This window comes from Pseudodonghicola flavimaris (genome assembly GCF_030164425.1).
GTDB lineage: Bacteria > Pseudomonadota > Alphaproteobacteria > Rhodobacterales > Rhodobacteraceae > Pseudodonghicola > Pseudodonghicola flavimaris.
On sequence record NZ_JASNJD010000027.1, the window covers coordinates 1 to 18257 of the forward strand.

An 18257-nucleotide genomic window follows, 5' to 3' on the forward strand; every position below is an offset into this window, starting at 1 on the left:
AAGGGCGCCGCCGGGCCGTTTGGGTCTCGAAGAGCGACAAGCTCATCGAAGATGCGCGGCGCGACTGGATGGCCCTCGGGGGGCGTGAAAGCGATATCGTGCCGCTCTCGAAATTCCGCCAAGGGAGCGACATCCGCCTGCCCGAAGGCATCCTCTTCGTCACCTACGCCACGCTGCGCTCCGCCGAGCGGGAAGGCAAAGCCTCCCGTCTCGACCAGGTGACGTCCTGGCTCGGCGCAGGGTTCGACGGGGTCATCGCTTTTGATGAAAGCCACGCCATGGCCAATGCTGCTGGCGAAAAGTCCGACCGCGGCGACAAGAAGGCCTCACAGCAGGGCCTCGCTGGCCTCGCACTGCAAAACGCTGTGCCTGATGCACGCGTCCTCTATGTCTCGGCCACCGGGGCCACGGTCGTCGGCAATCTCGCCTATGCCTCCCGCCTCGGGCTCTGGGGCACTGGCGATTTCCCCTTCGTGACACGTGCAGAGTTTGTCGCCGCGATGGAGGCCGGGGGTATTGCCGCCATGGAGATGATCTCGCGCGACCTGAAGGCGCTCGGGCTATATCTGGCACGCTCGCTCTCCTACGCCGGGGTCGAATACGAGATGCTGGTGCACGACCTGACGCCCCCTCAGATCGCGATCTACGACAGCTATGCCGATGCCTACCAGATCATCCACACCAATCTTGAGGCCGCGCTTCAGGCGTCTGGCATCTCCTCCGAGACCGGCACGCTGAACGCCCAGGCAAAATCCGCCGCGCGTTCGGCCTTCGAGAGCAACAAACAGCGCTTCTTCAACCATCTCATCACCGCCATGAAATGCCCCTCGCTTATCCGCGCGATCGAGGCGGATCTGGCGGCGGGGCATTCTGCAGTGATTCAGGTCGTCTCGACCAGCGAAGCGGTGATGGAACGCCGTCTCGAGGAGATTCCGGCCTCGGACTGGGACGATCTGCAGGTCGATTTTACACCGCGTGAAAACATCATGGACTACCTGATGCACAGCTTCCCGACGCAGCTTTTCGAGCCCTACACCGACGAGAACGGCGATCTGCGGTCGCGCCCCGCCCTCGATGCTGACGGCAATCCCATCATCTGCCGCGAAGCGGAGCGGCGGCGGGACGATCTGATCGAGCACTTGGGTGCCCTCGCCCCGGTGCAGGGCGCGCTCGACCAGATCCTCTGGCATTTTGGCGGCGATGCGGTGGCCGAGGTCACGGGGCGCAAGCGGCGCATCGTGAAAACGCGCGAAGGGCGGCTCAAGGTCGAGAACCGCCCCGCCTCCTCCAACCTCGGCGAGACTCAGGCCTTTATGGATGACGCCAAACGCATCCTGATCTTCTCAGATGCAGGTGGCACCGGGCGCAGCTATCACGCCGACCTTGGGGCAAAGAACCAGCGCCTCCGGGTGCATTACCTGCTCGAGCCCGGTTGGAAGGCCGACAATGCCATCCAGGGGCTCGGGCGCACCAATCGCACCAATCAGGTGCAGCCGCCGCTGTTCCGGCCGGTGGCCACCAATGTGAAAGGCGAGAAGCGGTTCCTCTCCACCATCGCGCGCCGCCTCGACACGCTCGGGGCGATCACCAAGGGGCAACGCGAGACCGGCGGTCAGAACATGTTTCGCGCCGAGGACAACCTCGAAAGCCCTTACGCACGCGCGGCGCGGCGCCAGTTCTTCTACAAGCTGCGCGCGGGCAAGATTGACGCCTGCTCCTACGCCAAATTCCAGGAGATGACCGGGCTGACGCTCGATGACGCGGACGGCACGATGAAGGAAACCCTGCCGCCGATCCAGCAGTTCCTGAACCGCTGCCTTGCTCTGAGGATTGACGTGCAAGACGCAATTTTCGAGGCCTTCGGCGGGTTCCTCTCGGCGATCATCGAAGACGCGCGGCAGGCGGGCACGCTGGATGTCGGCCTCGAGACCCTGCGCGCGGAGAAGTTCGAGATCGTCGATCGCAAGGTCATCTTCGAGCATGAGGCGACGGGGGCGACGGCCACTGCGCTGACCGTGGAGCGCACAGACCGCAACGATCCTCTCGCCCTGCCCCGGGTCAAATCGATCTGCGCAAACACAGAGGGCGCGACGCTCTGCTGGAACACGACCTCCAAACGCGCGGCGCTGATGGTGAAGGCGCCCGCCTTCATGGACGAAGACGGTGTGCCGATCCTGCGGGTGAAACTGCTGCGGCCCATGGGAACCGAGATCCTCGCGGCCAGCGAATTTTCGACCTCGCATTGGGAGGAGATTGATGACTCGATGTTCGAACATCTCTGGCAGACCGAAGTCGCCGCCGTGCCGGAGTTCACCACCTCGAAGATCACGCTGATCTGCGGGCTGCTCCTGCCGATCTGGGATCGGCTGCCCGCTGACAACATGCGCATCTATCGCCTGCAGACCGAGGATGGGGAACGCGCCATCGGCCGTCTGGTCAGCCAGGATCAGCTTCTCAATGTCTACGCGCGCCTCGGTCTCGATTGTCAGATCGAGATGGCACCGCAGGAGGTGTTCGGCGCGGTGATGGACGCAAAGACGACCCTCAGCTTGCTCGGCGGTTACCAGTTGCGCCGGTCGCTCGTGATGGGGCAGCCGAGATGTGAGCTGATCGGCGCGTCCGGTGCGGCCCTGCCCGGTTTGAAGGCTTTGGGCTGCTTCACCGAGGTGATCCAGTGGAAGACGCGGGTGTTCATCCCGGTGGACGGCATTGACGTGCTGGCGCGCGTGCTCGGCGAGCATCCGGTTGGCGCAAACGCTGCGAATGCCGCCGCATGAACGCGCGGCGCAGCATCGCAGACCTCTCGGCCGATCTGGCAGATCGGGCCGAGAGCTTCTGCCGCCAGTATTTCCCCGAGGGGCGCAAGCAGGGCAACTATTGGCAGGTTGGCGATACCTCGGGGGCCAAAGGTCAAAGCCTCGCCATCCGGCTGCAAGCTCAAGGTGGGCGCAAGGCCGGATCCTGGGCCGACTTTGCGACGGGGCAATATGGCGATCTGATAGACCTGCTGCAGGAACGGCTTGGTTCGGTCACGCTCAAGGAAACGCTGAGGGAGGCGCAGTCCTTTCTCGGCGAGGCCCCCTGCGCTGCCGTACCTCGTGAAACCCGAAAGGCTGAGCGCCCGGATGCAGCCTCCAGCAAACGCATCGCGCGGGCGCGGAAGCTCTTTGCCGCAGGCAAGCCGGTCCTCGGCACTCTGGCGGCCACCTATTTGCAGGGGCGCGGGATCTCGCGCTTCGGTCCAGCGCTCCGCTATCACCCGCAGGTCTTCCTGCGCCACGGCGAGGACGGGCCTGATCCGCCGCACAGAGCCCCTGCCCTGCTGGCGAAGATCACGGACAATCGGGGCCAGATCACTGGCTGCGCGCGCACCTATCTCGACCCCTCCACCGGCGGTCTGGCCGCGATCGAGAACCCGAAGCGGATCCTTGGGCAGCTTCATGGCCATGCCATCCGCTTCTGGTCTGGCACCGGGCGCACTGATCTCATCGTCGGCGAAGGTCTCGAGAACACCCTTTCGGTTGGCACGGCTCTGCTTGAGTTCGACCTCGCGTCTTGTCTCACCGCCACCCATCTCGGCCTCTTCATCCCGCCGCCGGGGATCAAGCGTATCTGGATCGCGCGGGACAATGATGAAGCAGGACGCAATGCATCAAAGAGATTGCGTAACCAACTGGAATCGCGAGGAATTGCCTGTGGTGATCTCGTGCCGGCAATGGGCGATTTCAACGACGATCTGCGGGCACTTGGCAAGGATGCGCTGCGCCGGTCCCTTTTAGAGGCCATGAAAGCGCAAGGTCTGGAGATTGGGGGCGGATGACCGCCTGCCTACCCATTGATGTCCGACAGGGCAAAGGTTCCGCCGGTTCGATCTGATCCCGTTTGGACAAGGGGAGCGATGGACCAGCGGGTCGGGGCTGAGTGCCCCTCGCCCGGGCAGCAATGCGCCCGCTACCCGGAAAATTCCCCTCCCCTTTCAGGGCATTCCTCGCGGGACCAATTTTCCGGTCCGGGTCACATTCTCCGCTTCGCTCCGATCCTGACGGATGCGGCCCGGTCGCCGCCGGTCCTGACATCGCCCCATCCAAATCGGGTCAGATCAAACAGAGGAACCAGACAATGCCCCATCAGACAGACATCCAAGAGGAGACCGGCGTGACCTCCGCCATCCTCGACCACCTCGCACTTCACGGCGCAACACCGGGACCCGGCGAGACCGATCATCGCCCCCTGCCCCAACCCGACGAGGTCGAACTCGCCATGGCGACCCTCTTTGAGACCACCATCGGCCTCCTCACCGGCAGCCAGTTGGAGGACAATATTGAAGAGATGCTCTGGTCCCTCACCTCGATCTTCCATCGCCGGCTGACCCATATCCAGAAGCTTCTCGACGACAACGAATTCGAGGTCCGGGAAAGCCTCGCGATCCAGGACGGCTCTGAGGTCGCCTCGGTCGAGCTGGAACGCCTCCAGATGATCGGGCTGAAGCTCTGGGACCATCGCGACGCTTTCGAGCAGATGCGCGATCTGGCCGTGGACCATTTCTCGGCCGCCACCGGTTCGCCCTGGCTGCCCCGCACCGGATCCAAGGTCTCGCATCGGGGTCTGATCTCCGCCGTGGTGGACAGTCGGGCCTATCTCTCGGCCAAGCGCCGCAAGGAGACCGAGGTGCACTGCCCCGAAGGCACACGGATCGCTTTTTCGGGCGGCGACTATCAGGCCTACGACCTGATCTGGTCCGTCCTCGATGCCACCCTTGCGAAATACCCCGACATGGTGCTCTTGCACGGTGGCACGCCCAAAGGCGCCGAGATGATCGCGGCCCGCTGGGCAGATACCCGAGGTGTCACCCAGGTGGTCTTCAGGCCCGACTGGAAGAGCCACGGGAAGGCCGCCCCCTTCAAGCGCAATGACAAGATGCTGGAGACCATGCCCCAAGGGCTGATCGCCACCCCAGGTTCGGGTATCACAGAGAACATCGTCGACAAGGCCCGCAAGCTCGGGATCCGCATCAAGAGGATCGGGGCTTAGGCCCCGGTTCTACAATGACATCAGTCAGAGCGCCCAGTGCGGTTCGCACTTTGAGTTCGCGGAGGTGCGCAGTATTGCAGGATTTGGTCTGTCAGACTGCTGAGTGTGTGGATGAGTATTTCTAGTTTGTCGCTGTCGCGGGACTTCCAAAAGCCTCGTGACGCTCACGTCGTCCCGGGATCAGCGGGATGTTCGCCGAAAGGCGCCCCATTTCGGCCAGGAAACTGACCAATCCGACGATCGTCTTGAACTCGCGCAATTTGAAGACGCTGCGGCTCGTGACAAGCATCTTCGCGTCCTGGCCGTCCTTCGTCACCGCGTGCACGATCCACGCGCCATACCAACTGTTATGGCGCTTCTCGGCAGTCTGGTTGCAGATCACCTCGATGAGGTAGCCATCTGAGAGCAGATCGCGCAGGCCATCCTCGGTGACCACATTCTGTGTTGCGCCGTCCAACTGCTTATCCTCTTCACTCATCCCGACACGTGTCGGGATTGGAGCGGGCTCGGGCGTTTGCCTGATCTTCCGAGTCGCACACGTCGTTTGCTCAGTTTTGCGCTGCCATACGGGACATCTTCGAAGTTCGCAACGCGGCCGGGATTGAAGCTGTCGGGAAAAGATGTGCGCGTCCTCGCCTGGGCATTTCAACTTCTCCAGCCTGTGAGATCACTTTCTGCTCTAGGCCATTGGTAACTCGACCGAGGACCTCAAGACGGGCCGGTGTTGCGTTGCGACGGGTCGTGGTATGTATCGAAAGATCAGGTGTGACTGTGAAAGGATCGTTTCGGCGTTCTTAGTTGTCGGCAGTTCACCCACCTTCCTTCGCGGCCACCGCACTTCTCCCAATGTCTGAGTTGCATGACATGCTGGTCGCAGCTGTCGTCCCGTCCACAAAGGTTGTCGCCGATCTTTTTCCCCTGACCCTGCGGGTCTTTCCTCGCGCAGCAAAAAGACCGGCGCCTGCCCCTCTCCAGCTCACGCTTCGCCTTCGGTGTGGCCGGGCCTTGGCCAGCTGCAAAGTGACCATCATTGCAACGCAAACAAGGAGAAGAGCAATGACCACGAACTGCATCAAATTCACCAGCGCCGACATCGAAACCGCCAAGGGCGTCGGCTCCATCTCGACCCTGACCTTCGACCTCGACATCACGGTCGAACCCGTCGCGAGCGCGAACCCGATGGCCCCCACGCACCGCGTCCTCGGCCGTTCCCCGCGCGGCAAGCTGGTCGAGTGCGGCGGTATCTGGAAAAAGCAGAGCAAGGAGACCGGCGCCGACTACTACACGCTGACCATCCGCGACCACGGCTTCAACGCCAACCTCGGCAAGGCCGCGAACCAGGACGATCTGTCCCTGCAGGCCGTCATCCCCTGGGGCCCCAAAGACGCCGCGTGACGCAAAGAATCGGCCGGGGCAACCCAGCCGATTTCCCCCCGCGTCCCTTCGCATTGACATGCATTGCCTGCATGTTGGCGCGCACTGGTTGGTGTGCTTGGTGGAAGCAACTGAAAGCTGATCGGGCATAAGGGAGATGATGACGCAATCCGTTTCGGAGAAGACTTTTCCGTCGTCCCCCACGCACTTTAAGGCTTAGTACCTCTTGCATTTTGACAGCCGTGCAATGGAGGAAAAATAAATAATAACATAAGGTTGCGGTCGTGGTCATGTGACGCGCTAATTGGCTGGAAGTCAGAGCTTGCGACAGGTCATCCCAAGATATTGGGTAGGAGCCATCCGTGATCACTACAGTTTGTCGAGGCATCTAGGCCCGCTGGCAGATTGGGTGGGGTCGAGCCGCCGGGCGAAAATCATTGTTAAGACTCATTTTTCCGTGTAGATGACACTTTAATGAGCGAAATCGCTGAAAAAGCGATATTTAGAGGGCAGTCAGATGCGACAACGGTCTTTTGAGGCTGATACGAAGGATCAACCCTTCGACGAGATCATCCTTCAGCAGGGAGAGCTGATTTCTGACCGTCTCAACATGTTGCGACAGGAACAGTATCCTCCAGACGCCCAGAAAGGTCTACGTCAGTTCTCTCTGGCAGAGGTTGCCTACTATCTCGGCGTGACCCAATCGACGATCAAGAAGCTTCACCTCGAGGGCAAAGGCCCCGAGCCCGAAACGTCGTCTTCCGGCAGGCGCAGCTACTCGGCTGAGCAAATGCTGGAATTGAGAGCCTATCTGGACAAGCATGGCCGTCCCGGAAGGCGCCGTTATGTCCCCTATCGACAGCCTGGCGAAGAACTGCACGTTGTTTCTGTCGTAAACTTCAAAGGGGGCAGCGGAAAGACCACTACCGCAGCTCATCTCGCTCAGCATTTAGCGCTGAAGGGCCATCGTGTTCTTGCGATCGACTTGGATCCTCAAGCCTCACTAACAGCTTTGCACGGTATCCAGCCTGAGCTCGACAACGTGCCCTCGCTTTATGAGACGCTCCGGTATGACGATGAGCGCAAGCCCATCTCTGAAGTAATCCGGCCGACAAACTTCCCAAACCTAGACATCGTTCCGGCAAGCCTCGAACTTCAGGAGTACGAATACGATACGCCGGTTGCTTTGACGAGCAGCGATCCCCATGAGGGCCGCACCTTCTTCACTCGGATATCCAAGGCGCTCAGTGAAGTTGATGACCGCTATGACGTGGTCGTAATCGATTGCCCTCCTCAGCTGGGCTACCTCACGCTCACTGCTCTGACGGCTTCTTCCTCGGTAATTGTGACGGTCCATCCTCAGATGCTGGACGTCATGTCGATGAGCCAGTTTCTTTTGATGCTGGGCGGGATCATGAAGACGATCCGTGACGCCGGAGCAAACATGCGCCTGAAGTGGTTCCGCTACCTCGTAACGCGGTTTGAGCCAACAGATGGTCCTCAAAAGCAGATGGTCGGGTTCCTCCAGGCGATGTTTCCAAACCAGATGCTTTCGGCTCCTGTACTGAAATCGACGGCGATCTCCGACGCTGGGATCACCAAACAGACGCTTTACGAAGTTGAGCGCTCTCAGTTCGTTCGAACCACTTATGACCGTGCAGTGACCTCCCTGAACGACGTCAACGACGAAATCGCCGAATTGATCCACAAGGCTTGGGGGCGAGAATGACTGTGGTTTTGACAGCCGTGCAGAGCGCCAATTTTGACAGCCGTGCAACTGTCGAAATGCAGACTGCGCGCCGGTTGGATTCTAACGAAGTGGAGATGACTTGATGGCTCGCAAAGACCTCCTGAAGAGCGTCATGGCTGGTTCGCCGGAGCAGCCCAAGGATTCCGGGCGCTCCGGATACGCAATGCGCGGAGCTTCGAAGTCGATGAAGGTTTCGATTGATAGCCTTGCGGAGAACTCGAAGCGTCTCCTTGAAGGCGAAACAATAGTCGAGATTGATCCGCAATTGATCGATGTGTCATTCGTTTCGGATCGGCTTAGTGATGACGATGTTGCTTTCAACGAACTGAAAGCATCGATCGCGGCCGGTCGCCAGGACACACCGGTTTTACTTCGACCGCATCCAGAAGCAGATGGTCGTTACATGATCGTCTTCGGGCATCGCCGTGTGCGAGTTGCATCGGCGCTCGGCCGTAAGGTTCGCGCAGTTGTAAAGCCGATGGACGACGTGGCCCACATTCTTGCTCAAGGGCAGGAGAACACTGCGCGCGCAGATCTCTCATTTATTGAGAAGGCCCTATTTGCGAAGAGCCTTTTGGATATGGGGCAAGCAAAGGACGTGATCCAGTCCGCCCTGACCATTGACGGTACTTTGCTTTCGCGCATGCTGTCAGTGGCGCAGAACGTCCCGCGGCACGTCATCGAACAGATTGGCCCAGCCAAGCAGATCGGGCGCGATCGTTGGGAGGATTTCAAGAAGTTGGCCTCGGAGCCCAAGAATGAGAAGATCCTCAAAGGAGCTTTGGAGTTCGACGGTTTTCAGGGTCTCGACAGCGATGCACGCTTCGAGTTCCTGCACAGCAAGCTAGCAGAAGCGGGCAGGGCGCCGAAAAGCCGAAAAGCGCGTGCCGCGCCCAAGAAACGTACTTGGACCGCCGGCAAAGGCCGCATCAAAGGCGTCATCGGCCGATCCGGAAAGGCATTCAGCATTTCACTCACGGCGCAAGACTCGACCGAGTTCGGGGATTTTCTCTCGGGCCGGCTTGATCAGCTGTACAGTGAATTCCTCGCGACGAAAGAGGAGCAGTCAGAACAATGATCTAGGCAAAAGAAAAGCCCCCAAGCAGCGTGGCCTGAGAGCTAATCTGAAAAGTTTGGTCGCTTAGAAGATATCTCTCCCGCGAATCACTGTCAACAAGAACGCCACTTCGGCGAACGGCTTTCTTTTGCCTCCACATAACTGGAGGTGAGAAACAGGCATGAAACATACAGGTTGGCGCAAGCCGACACCGGGTCTTGGCATTGCAGAGCAGCTTGCCCAAGCCGGTGAACAGTTAGCTGTACCCAAGACGCGGGCCTTCGTGGCCGTAAAGCGGGTCGGTGCATACATTGGCCTCAAGGCCGGAGACATGATGCTCCTCGACACGCTCGGGGCCTTTACTCAGGCCCAGGACTGGGAGGAGGGGCAGCGCCCGATCGTCTGGGCATCAAACGCCTATCTGATGGAGCAGACGGGCTTCTCGCTCTCGGCTCTCAAACGCCATGCGCGACGGCTGGCCGAGATCGGCGTGATCTCCTTCCAGGACAGCCCGAACGGCAAGCGGTGGGGGCGCAGGGACGCCGATGGGCGCATTATCGAGGCCTACGGCTTCGATCTGTCGCCGCTGTCGGCCCGTGTCGAGGAGTTCGAGGAGTTGCATGCCGATTTACAGGCCGAACGTGAGCTCTGTCAGCGCCTGAAGCGCCAGATCACGGTGGCACGACGGATGATCAGGGCGCGGATCGAGGCTGCCGTCAGCAACGCGCTGCGCGGGCCCTGGGCGCAGTTCACGGGGCTCTTCGAAGAGCTTTTGGACCGGCTTCCGCGCCGCCACGAAGCTTCCGAACAGCTTGTCCGGCTCTTGACCTGGTTCAAAGAGCTTCAGGAGCGTGTCGAGGCAGCTTACCTTAAGGCAACTGAGGCTGTCCAACCTGTGGAAAACACGCCTGCAACCAAGGCACAAGTCTTCGAAAAGACTCAAAAAATGAACCCCAGGGAGGTCATTTCTGACCCCCATATACTAATTACAACCCAACTAAATCCTGTAACCTGTAATCGCTCAGAAACTGAGCAAGCGGCGGGCGTGGTGCCAAATGCGCCACCGGAAGAGCAGGTTGATAGGGAGTTGGAAGAGTGGGTTGCTGAGACCCGCAAAAAACGTGGAGCAGCGCTTGATTTGCCGACTGTGATGCAGGCTTGTCCCGAATTCGCGTCCTGGGCGCGCAATATGGGCGGGTATCTCAAAGATTGGGGCGATCTGCACCGGGTTGCTGGCCAGTTGAGGCCAATGATTGGCGTCTCGGAGCATGCCTGGAACCTCGCGCAGGTTCGTCTTGGGCCTCAAATTGCAACCGCCGCGCTGGTTCTGACCTTCGATAAGCATTGCGCCGGCGAAGTCGCGTCTCCGGGCGGCTATCTCCGTGGTATTGTCCAGAAGGCCGGGGCAGGGGAGTTGCACCTCGAGCGTAGCTTCTACGGTAGGCTCAGCGGGCAGGCGGCGTAATGGGGCAGCGGATCAAAGCCCCGCGGCCTTGGTCAGGTTCACCCGGAATCTGTCGCGACGGCGTTGATACCGGCGGGTCATCTCGGCCGATGCGTGTCCGAGCTGCTTCTGGACATAGCGTTCGTCGACTTCCGCGCTGCTGGCGAGACCGGCGCGCAAGGAATGGCCTGAAAACAGCGCTAAGCGGTCTTTTTCCGGCAGCTCGGCGCGAATGCCGGATTTCAGGACGGTGGATTTGATGAGGCGGGCGACATGCTTGTCGTTGAGGCGTTTTTCCAAGGCCTTCTTTCCGTCGCGGGATGTGCGGACGAAGACCGGTCCGAAGTCGATCTTCGCGAAATGCAGCCATTGTTCCAGCGCATGAACGGGGCAGGTTTGGTTCGAAGAACCGCGGCCAATCTCCACCTCGCGCCAACCGGCTTTGGCATTCAGAGTCAGCACAGCACCGTCACCGAGGATCTCGATCCAACCGCCTGAATCATGCGTATCGTCTTTACCGACATCGAGGCTGATGATTTCAGAACGGCGCAACCCGCCAGCATATCCCAAGAGCAGGATGGCTCGGTCACGCAGGCCGCGCAGGTCGTAGGGCAGGGTGGCCACCATTGCGAGGATGTCTTCCGGCAGGATCGCTTCTTTCTGTACCGGTGGCCGCGCATGTTTGCGCTTGATGCCGGCCAGGACGGTGGCGATGTGGCGATCCTTGCGGTCCAGCGCGAACCCACGTTGCGCGTAGTTCCAGGCAAGCCCAGAAAGGCGGCGATCTAAGGTGCTCACCGAGAGGGCAGGGGACCCATTGGTCGGCGCGGCCAGGTCCGTCAGATAGAGACCAATCATCTCTGGAGACGGGGGTAGGGGCTCCGCGCCTTTCAATCTGCACCAACGCGCAAAGTGCTTCCAGTCGGCGGCGTAGGCCTTGTTGGTGTTTTCGGCGGTCGAGGCCTTGGCGTAATCACGTGCGTTCTCGGCCAGTCGATCCAGCGTACCTGAGCCGGCCACATGGGAGGGCAGGGTCAGAGCCTCGCTGGATGTCGGGTCTCTCGCGTCGTCTTCGTTGATGGAAGACCCGATTGGTGCGTCTGAGATCGATTTCTCATTCATTTTTGACATGTCGCTGAGCATATCTTTTGAGGTCCGATAATGCAAACTTATTGGACATAAACAGGAACGACAAGGCGGGGCGGTTTATGTACTATTTACTGGTGGAAAGCGCCGCGACGATGTAGGCTTCCGGCATGACATTTGCCCGGCCCGATCACATGAGCGACCTCGACACGATACCCCGAATGCCCGCTTGGGTCACCTCCGGGCGTGTGGAAACCCTTGAAACTGTGGCCTTTCTGTCGGGCGCCGCGCTGAGCCATCTGCATGTAGTGCTGAGCCGCGAGGACGTTCCCCAAACCTTGTTGCGAGACAGGCTTGCGCTGCGCGCGGCCGAGGCTTGTATCGCGTTCTCTGGGCGCCCAGAGAGGGCAGGGGAGTTGCGCGACGCCGTACATCTTCTGCGCCCCGACGATCTGCCCGGCCCGGCGGGGGAAACCTACCTGGCCTGGCAGCGCGCTGTGGAAAAGCCGGTGTCGGTCAAGGCTCTGGGCCGAGCCCTGCCGAACGTTGAGCCGGGCCAGATTGCTACATGGTTCGATACGGGGCAGGGCGTGCCGGTCGGCCCTGCCGCGATGGTGCTGGAGGCCGTGCTGCGCGAGGCGCCGCGTGCGGAAGTGCCTGCGCTGATCTTCGCGGACGCGGCCCTCGCCCAAACCTTCGGTTGGGATCATGTCGTGCCGCTGCTGGCCGCAGGCCTGAAACGCGCCGAATTGCGCAAACAGGGCGATGACCTTCGCCTTGCTTGTTATCGCGCTGTTGTCTCCTCGGTGGTCGAAGCAGTGCGCCTCGCGGCAGATCTCGCGCGCCGGGCGGCGCATCTGAAGGCAGTCGCACCCAAGCTGCGGGCCAAGGGGGCAGGAGAAGCGGTCGAGATGTTCCTGACCCGTGATGCGATGGCACCTTCGGCTTTGCCTTTGCCGGATCGCGCCGCGCGGCGGCTCTGTGACCGGCTGGTCGACCTCGGCGCGGTGCGCGAGCTGACCGGGCGCGACACCTTTCGGCTTTACGGGGTGTAGCGATGGCGAAGGATCGCTCTGACCCCGAACTGGATCGCGAGCTGGCCGACCTGCCGCCAGAGCTGCGCTGGCGCGAATGGATGCGCCGGATCGAGGCGGTGCTCTTCGCCTCTGCCGCGCCGGTGCCGCGCGACGACCTCGCGCGCGTCGTGGGGCAGGGGGTGTCGATTGACCTGCTGGTCGAGGACCTCAGCGCCGATTTGGAGAGGAGGGCGTTCGAAATCGCGCAGGTCGCCGGCGGGTGGATTTTCCGGACCCTACCTGCCTACGCCCCTGCGATCCGCGCGGCGGCAGATGTCGGTAATCAATTACTGGACTTGAGTGAATTCGACGTCGCAGTTCTGGCCGCCATCGCCTACCATCAGCCGATCACGCGCGACGGGCTCAAGGACATCTTCGGCAAGGAGATCAGCCGCGACCTGATCGGCCGGCTGCATGCGCGCGACTTGATCGGGACCGGGCCAAGGTCGCCCCGGCGAGGGGCTCCCTACACCTTTGTGACGACCGAGCAGTTTCTCGTGGCGTTCGGGTTAGAGAGCCTTCGCGATCTTCCGGATCGGGAGCAGTTGGCGGATGCGGGGGTTGTCGACGAAGCACCACAAGTCGATTTCGGGTAACCAGCTGCCGATGCAGAGGGTGAAGTCCGCCGTTCTGCTTATCGTTTCATTTGCGGTGCACCGATTCATCCGCGGGCCAAGAAAGCCGCACGATTACAATGTGATAATCGTTTCAGGATTTCCAAACGAAGCCTCATGCATCTATTGGCGACAGGGTATTCCCTCCTCGTCGTTGTCGGCGGATTCCGGAAGTTCGCTGCAACCGCGATGCGACGCGGCAGCTTCATTGAGAGCTGACATTCAGATTGCGTTGCACCGCGAATTTTTCTGCGCGGTCGCAAGGCTGACCGGAGCCTGGATTGACCAATGCGGCGATTTGAACCGACGTCTGAAAGCCGGTGGAAGCGGTCATGCGAAAACGATCTTTGCATCTAACTCGTGATGGATAGTGTCGATTTAAGCGAGTATTCAGTATTTCGACGGACGTCGAAGGGCAGTTTGTGTAGATGCTTCGATCGCGCAAATCGGCATTGTGTTGCGTGGGCGGCGGAAAGTCTTTTGATTAAGCGGTTCTGGGGCTTGGGTGGCCAAAGCACCGGCCTCGTTGCTGCATGGCTCGGCGATCGTACTGATGGTGAGCGATTATGCGGTAACATGCCAGCAAGCGCGAAGGTGCTGATGCTCCTCGAATTGTCACTCCCTTAGCATCATGCCTTGCGCGAGGTCTCCGGCGGGGGCTGCCGGTAGCTTGATGGAGGCCTCGAAACCGGAAGACCTGCCCGGACGCGGAGATGCCAAGCTGAGCGGACTACCGATCCGGTTCGCGATGGCGGCGACGATGGCGAGGCCCAGCCCACTGCCGTCGGTGCTTGCACTTGCACGCTCAAAACGGGCGGTGAGGCGGTCAAGGGTGTCACGGGAGAGAACAGGACCATCATTCGCGACGACAAGCCGCCCCTCCGCCGTCAGCGTCATGTCAACCGGAGCATTTTCCTCGCCATGGCGAAGGGCATTTTCCAGGAGATTCCGGCAGAGGATGGCGAAGGCGTCGGGGTCAATGTCCGACATGACGGCCGTTTCCGGCAGTGTCAGCACGATGCGGCCCGGCGTGCCCGCGCGTCCGATATCGTCCACCACAATCCGCACGACGGAGCGAAGATCCGCGCTTTGGTCCATCCGAAGGCGCCCGCCTTCGGCCCGCGCAAGTTGCATGAGCCGTTCGGAAAGCCGCGTCAGCCGCTTTAGGGACGCCTCGATATCGGCCGCCCGGGCGTCAATGGCCGGGTCGCGCGTCTCCGAGCGGAGCCGCTGCGCCTGCGCAATGGCACCCGCGAGCGGCGTTCGAAGCTCGTGCGCGGCATTCGCAGCAAAGCTGCGCTCGGCCTCGAACGCATCGCGCAACCTGCCCAGCAGGCTGTTCAGCGTGTCGGCCAGTGGCCCGATCTCCCTTGGCAGATCGTCAGCGGGAACCTCTGAAAGGTCGCGCGCGCCGCGCGACTCCAGCCGCACCCGGAACCGGCGCAACGGGTCGAGGCTGAAACGGACAGCAAGGATGATCGCAGTCAAGGCGACCGGCAGGACGATCAGCAGCGGCAGACTAAGGCCCATCTGGATTTCACGCGCGGTCGACGCACGATGTGCCAGCGGTTCGGCCACAGTGATGCGGATCGTCCCTTGAAGCGCTGCGTCACCGTAGAGGCGATGGGTGGCGGTCTGCCGAAACCCCGGCCCGTCATAGGGCGGAAACACAGCGGGGTCCGCCGCATGGGATTGCAGCAGGACGCGCCCTTCGGCATCGCGGACGAGATACGTAAAGAACTCGTCGTGTTCCCGGATCGGGGCGAGCCGTTGCGTTACCCCCTCATCTTCCCGTCCGACAATGTCGGTCACGGCCAGCGGCAGGATCCGCTCAGCGGTCTCGCGCAGGGCACTGTCGAAGACTTCGTCCATCTCGCCCCGGACAATCACGCCGGTGACGCTCGCAGCGAGCAGCCAAAGTACCGTCAGCACAAGGCCGACCGACAGGGCCAGCCGCGCCATGAGGCTCGCGGGCCACCTCATGGTTTGCCCAGGCGGTAGCCCATGCCGCGCTCGGTCTCAATGACCTCGCTCCCGAGCTTTTTGCGCAGGCGGCTGACATGGACCTCGATCGTGTTGCTCTCCACCTCGGCGTCAAAGGCGTAGAGCCTCTCCTCCAGTTGCGCCTTTGACAGCAGCTGACCGGGCCGGGCGAGGAAGGCGTCGAACAGCGCCCATTCGCGGGCCGTCAGCGCAACGGGCTTGCCGTCGCGGTGAACACTGCGTGCAGCAAGGTCGATGTCCAATGACCCATGGGTGAGGATGGGATTCGGGTTGCCGCTGTAACGCCGGGCGACAGAGCCGATCCGGGCAGACAGCTCGGCAAGGTCGAAGGGCTTCACGAGGTAATCGTCGGCGCCCACGTTCAGCCCTTCGATCCGATCCGAGACCTGGTCGAGCGCGGTCAGGATGATGACCGGGGTCACATCTCCCCGCGCGCGCAGGCCTTTGAGGAACCCGATGCCCCGGCCATCCGGAAGCATCAGATCCAGGAGCATCAGGTCATAGGACGTGACCCTCACCGCATCGCCGGCCGTATCGAGGCGCGTGACCCAGTCCACCGATTGGCCATCGGCGGCAATCTGGTCGCGCACTGCGGCTCCCAGAACCGTGTCGTCCTCGATCAGCAGGATGCGCATATTTGTTCTTTCCTTTTGTCCCTAACCTTCTTTTGGCGGCTACGGCTGACGCAAAGCTTACGCGCGCGGATGAACTTCTTCAGCCTGCTGTCAGCTTCGTGGCGCATACCTTGCAACGAGACGCGCCCCATGAGGAGTTTGGCCTATGAAGAAGACATTGACAATTCTCGGCTTTCTCGCGGTGTTCCCGGCCGGCTCCGCACTGGCGGACGATGATTGCTTTGTACCGATGGCCGATTGGCAACCGCGCGATGCCGTCACTCGACTGGCCGAAGAGAACGGCTGGACCGTGCGGCGCATCAAGATCGACGACGGCTGCTATGAAATTGACGGCCGCGACGCCGAGGGCCGCCGGATCGAGGTGACGGTGCACCCGTCGAATCTGCAAATCATTGAATTCGAGTACGAGGATGACGACGATGACTGAAACCTATGCGACCGAAGGCGAGGCCGGAAGACATGATGCCGATGGTCCGGTCCGCGTCTGGGACCCGCTGGTGCGGATTTTCCACTGGGGGCTCGTGGTGGCCTTCGTGGTGGCATACCTGAGCGCCGAAGAGCTCTCGACGGTCCATGAGGTGGCGGGATACGTCGTTGCCGGGCTGGTGGCCTTCCGTCTGATCTGGGGATTTGTCGGAAGCCGCTATGCCCGCTTTTCCCAGTTTCTTAAAGGGCCGTCGGCGACAGTCCGGTATCTCAGCGACATGGTAGGTGGTCGTGAGCGCCGCTATCTGGGCCACAATCCCGCAGGTGCTGTGATGGTCGTAGCACTGCTGATCGCCCTGTCGGGAACCGCTTTCACGGGGTGGCTGATGGAGGATGAGACCCGCATGGCGATGCTGCCCGATGTTCCGCAGATCGTGGCGACAGCCTGGGCCGACGAGGATGGCGACGAACGCTCAGAATATGGTGAAGGCGGTGAAAGCGCAGTGGGGGAGGTGCACGAAACCCTTGCCAACCTGATGCTTCTGCTGATCGCGGTACATATAGGCGGCGTGGTTCTGACCTCGTTCCGGCATCGCGAAAACCTTGCGCGGTCCATGGTCACCGGTACCAAACGTGCGCCCGAGCCGGGCGACATCGCCTGACCGGAGGAGTCCCCCAAGGTCGATCGTCCCATCGGCCGAACCTGGCCCCGCCCTGATCGGCGGGGTCTTTTTCTTTCCTGACAGCAAGCTGAAGCGGAAACTGCCGCGCTGTCAGGAAACCCTCAGGTCGGCTCTCCAGATTGTCCTCAGCAGACGAAAGGAGACCCTGCCATGAAAAAGACCCTGACATTTCTCGCCGCCACAACCGCGTTGACGACAGCGATCGGCGTCCCTGCCTGGAGCGCGATGCAGGCGCCCGACGGCGGCCTTCGGCCGTTCACTGCGTTCTTCGAAGAGCGCGCGCAAGCGATGCCGCTCATTCTTGCAAGCGACGACGACGATGACGATGACCGCTACCGTAACGGCTCGCGGAGCCGCTATGGCGACGATGATGACGACGACTGCGACGACGATGACGATGACGACGATGACGATGACGATGATGACGATGACGATGATGACGATGACGATGATGACTGTCGCGGTGGCGCCCGCAATCCCGCGCCCGCGGGCACCGTCGCACCGCCGAAGAACGGCCTTTTCGGGAACGGTGCCCCGCCGCAGGTTCAGGTGAACTGAACCACTCCGCAGCCCCTCTCCGAATAAGGATACATCCGATGAAATCGCTTCTCGCAACGCTCGCTCTCACCACCGCGCTAACGCTCCCCAGCCTCGCCATGGCGCGGCCGGTGACACTGACCGCAACGCTCAATAATTACGGCGGCGACGGCGCCTATCTTGCGCTCTACGTCACAGATACCTCTGGAGCCTATGTCGGCAGTCTCTGGATGGCTGGCGGCAAGTCCAAATACTACGAGCATCTGACCGACTGGTACCGCGCCACGGGTGGCGACACCGCGCAAGTGAACGGCATCACCGGCGCCAGCATTGGCGCGGGCCGCACGCTGGAGATCACTCTCGACCTCGCCGATGCGCTGTTCGATGCGGGGTACACGCTTCACATCGACGCAGCCGTCGAGGATATGCGCGACAGTCCGAACGAGGTGGCGGTGCCACTCACGACCGACGGTGCGGGGACTTCTGTGCCCGGGCGCCGCTACGTCGCCAGCTTCGCCTACGACATGTGAGGAGTGAGGG

General features: G+C 61.3%; 18 protein-coding genes. 13 read left to right on the plus strand and 5 right to left on the minus strand.

What is annotated here, in order from left to right:
• The 3 genes from QO033_RS22905 to QO033_RS22915 form a co-directional block, all read left to right on the plus strand.
• On the plus strand, positions 1 to 2777 hold a 2777-nt coding region (locus QO033_RS22905; protein ID WP_284483189.1), incomplete at its 5' end, for a strawberry notch family protein.
• Positions 2774 to 3820: a DUF7146 domain-containing protein gene (locus QO033_RS22910; RefSeq protein WP_093455094.1), complete on the plus strand. Its 1047-nt coding sequence runs from the start codon at positions 2774 to 2776 to the stop codon at positions 3818 to 3820. The genes QO033_RS22905 and QO033_RS22910, both read left to right, overlap by 4 nt.
• Positions 3821 to 4119: 299 nt before the next feature.
• A complete protein-coding gene (locus QO033_RS22915; RefSeq protein ID WP_093455093.1) occupies positions 4120 to 5031 on the plus strand; it encodes a DUF2493 domain-containing protein in 912 nt (303 codons plus the stop codon).
• A gap of 121 nt (positions 5032 to 5152) precedes the next feature.
• Here the strand turns inward: QO033_RS22915 and QO033_RS22920 are convergent, their stop codons facing one another.
• Entirely contained in the window at positions 5153 to 5509 is a 357-nt protein-coding gene (locus tag QO033_RS22920; RefSeq protein WP_093455092.1) for a hypothetical protein, read from the minus strand.
• A 578-nt stretch (positions 5510 to 6087) separates the two neighbouring features.
• On the opposite strand from QO033_RS22920, the gene QO033_RS22925 reads away from it, so the two are divergent.
• The 4 genes from QO033_RS22925 (at position 6088) to repC (ending at position 10677) form a co-directional block, all read left to right on the plus strand.
• Entirely contained in the window at positions 6088 to 6426 is a 339-nt protein-coding gene (locus QO033_RS22925; protein WP_103911892.1) for a DUF736 domain-containing protein, read from the plus strand.
• A gap of 496 nt (positions 6427 to 6922) precedes the next feature.
• Positions 6923 to 8134 carry a plasmid partitioning protein RepA gene (gene repA / locus QO033_RS22930; RefSeq protein WP_093455149.1) on the plus strand — a complete coding sequence of 404 codons (1212 nt, stop codon included), beginning with the start codon at positions 6923 to 6925 and terminating at the stop codon, positions 8132 to 8134.
• Between the two features lie 103 nt (positions 8135 to 8237).
• The gene (gene repB / locus QO033_RS22935) at positions 8238 to 9233 is read left to right on the plus strand and encodes a plasmid partitioning protein RepB (protein ID WP_093455150.1); all 996 of its coding nucleotides are present in this window, start codon (positions 8238 to 8240) and stop codon (positions 9231 to 9233) included.
• Positions 9234 to 9393: 160 nt separating this feature from the next.
• Positions 9394 to 10677 carry a plasmid replication protein RepC gene (repC, locus tag QO033_RS22940; RefSeq protein ID WP_093455151.1) on the plus strand — a complete coding sequence of 428 codons (1284 nt, stop codon included), beginning with the start codon at positions 9394 to 9396 and terminating at the stop codon, positions 10675 to 10677.
• Positions 10678 to 10689: 12 nt separating this feature from the next.
• Here the strand turns inward: repC and QO033_RS22945 are convergent, their stop codons facing one another.
• Positions 10690 to 11787 carry a tyrosine-type recombinase/integrase gene (locus tag QO033_RS22945; protein ID WP_284483190.1) on the minus strand — a complete coding sequence of 366 codons (1098 nt, stop codon included), beginning with the start codon at positions 11785 to 11787 and terminating at the stop codon, positions 10690 to 10692.
• Positions 11788 to 11912: 125 nt separating this feature from the next.
• Between QO033_RS22945 and QO033_RS22950 the strand changes: the two genes are divergently transcribed.
• Positions 11913 to 12797: a DUF1403 family protein gene (locus QO033_RS22950; protein ID WP_284483191.1), complete on the plus strand. Its 885-nt coding sequence runs from the start codon at positions 11913 to 11915 to the stop codon at positions 12795 to 12797.
• Positions 12798 to 12799: 2 nt separating this feature from the next.
• A complete protein-coding gene (scpB, locus tag QO033_RS22955; RefSeq protein ID WP_284483192.1) occupies positions 12800 to 13414 on the plus strand; it encodes an SMC-Scp complex subunit ScpB in 615 nt (204 codons plus the stop codon).
• A 223-nt stretch (positions 13415 to 13637) separates the two neighbouring features.
• On the opposite strand, the gene QO033_RS22960 is transcribed toward scpB, so the two are convergent.
• From QO033_RS22960 to QO033_RS22970, 3 genes are all read right to left on the minus strand, one after another.
• Positions 13638 to 13766, minus strand: coding sequence for a hypothetical protein (locus QO033_RS22960; RefSeq protein ID WP_274840669.1), 129 nt, complete (start codon positions 13764 to 13766; stop codon positions 13638 to 13640).
• Positions 13767 to 14047: 281 nt separating this feature from the next.
• Positions 14048 to 15415 (minus strand): ATP-binding protein, encoded by a 1368-nt coding sequence (locus QO033_RS22965; RefSeq protein ID WP_284483193.1) that lies wholly within the window; start codon positions 15413 to 15415, stop codon positions 14048 to 14050.
• Complete coding sequence (locus QO033_RS22970) at positions 15412 to 16071, minus strand: response regulator (RefSeq protein WP_078572351.1); 660 nt, start codon at positions 16069 to 16071, stop codon at positions 15412 to 15414. The genes QO033_RS22965 and QO033_RS22970 overlap by 4 nt, the downstream gene beginning before the upstream one ends.
• Before the next feature lie 145 nt (positions 16072 to 16216).
• Between QO033_RS22970 and QO033_RS22975 the strand changes: the two genes are divergently transcribed.
• From QO033_RS22975 to QO033_RS22990, 4 genes are all read left to right on the plus strand, one after another.
• On the plus strand, positions 16217 to 16498 hold the full coding sequence (locus QO033_RS22975) for a PepSY domain-containing protein (protein WP_078572352.1): 282 nt from the start codon (positions 16217 to 16219) through the stop codon (positions 16496 to 16498).
• Positions 16491 to 17159, plus strand: a complete 669-nt coding sequence (locus tag QO033_RS22980; protein WP_078572353.1) for a cytochrome b/b6 domain-containing protein — start codon at positions 16491 to 16493, stop codon at positions 17157 to 17159. Before QO033_RS22975 ends, QO033_RS22980 begins: the two co-directional genes overlap by 8 nt.
• 171 nt (positions 17160 to 17330) lie before the next feature.
• On the plus strand, positions 17331 to 17738 hold the full coding sequence (locus QO033_RS22985) for a hypothetical protein (RefSeq protein WP_107817729.1): 408 nt from the start codon (positions 17331 to 17333) through the stop codon (positions 17736 to 17738).
• 38 nt (positions 17739 to 17776) lie between these two features.
• Positions 17777 to 18247: a DUF2271 domain-containing protein gene (locus QO033_RS22990; RefSeq protein ID WP_078572355.1), complete on the plus strand. Its 471-nt coding sequence runs from the start codon at positions 17777 to 17779 to the stop codon at positions 18245 to 18247.
• Positions 18248 to 18257 lie beyond the last annotated feature (10 nt).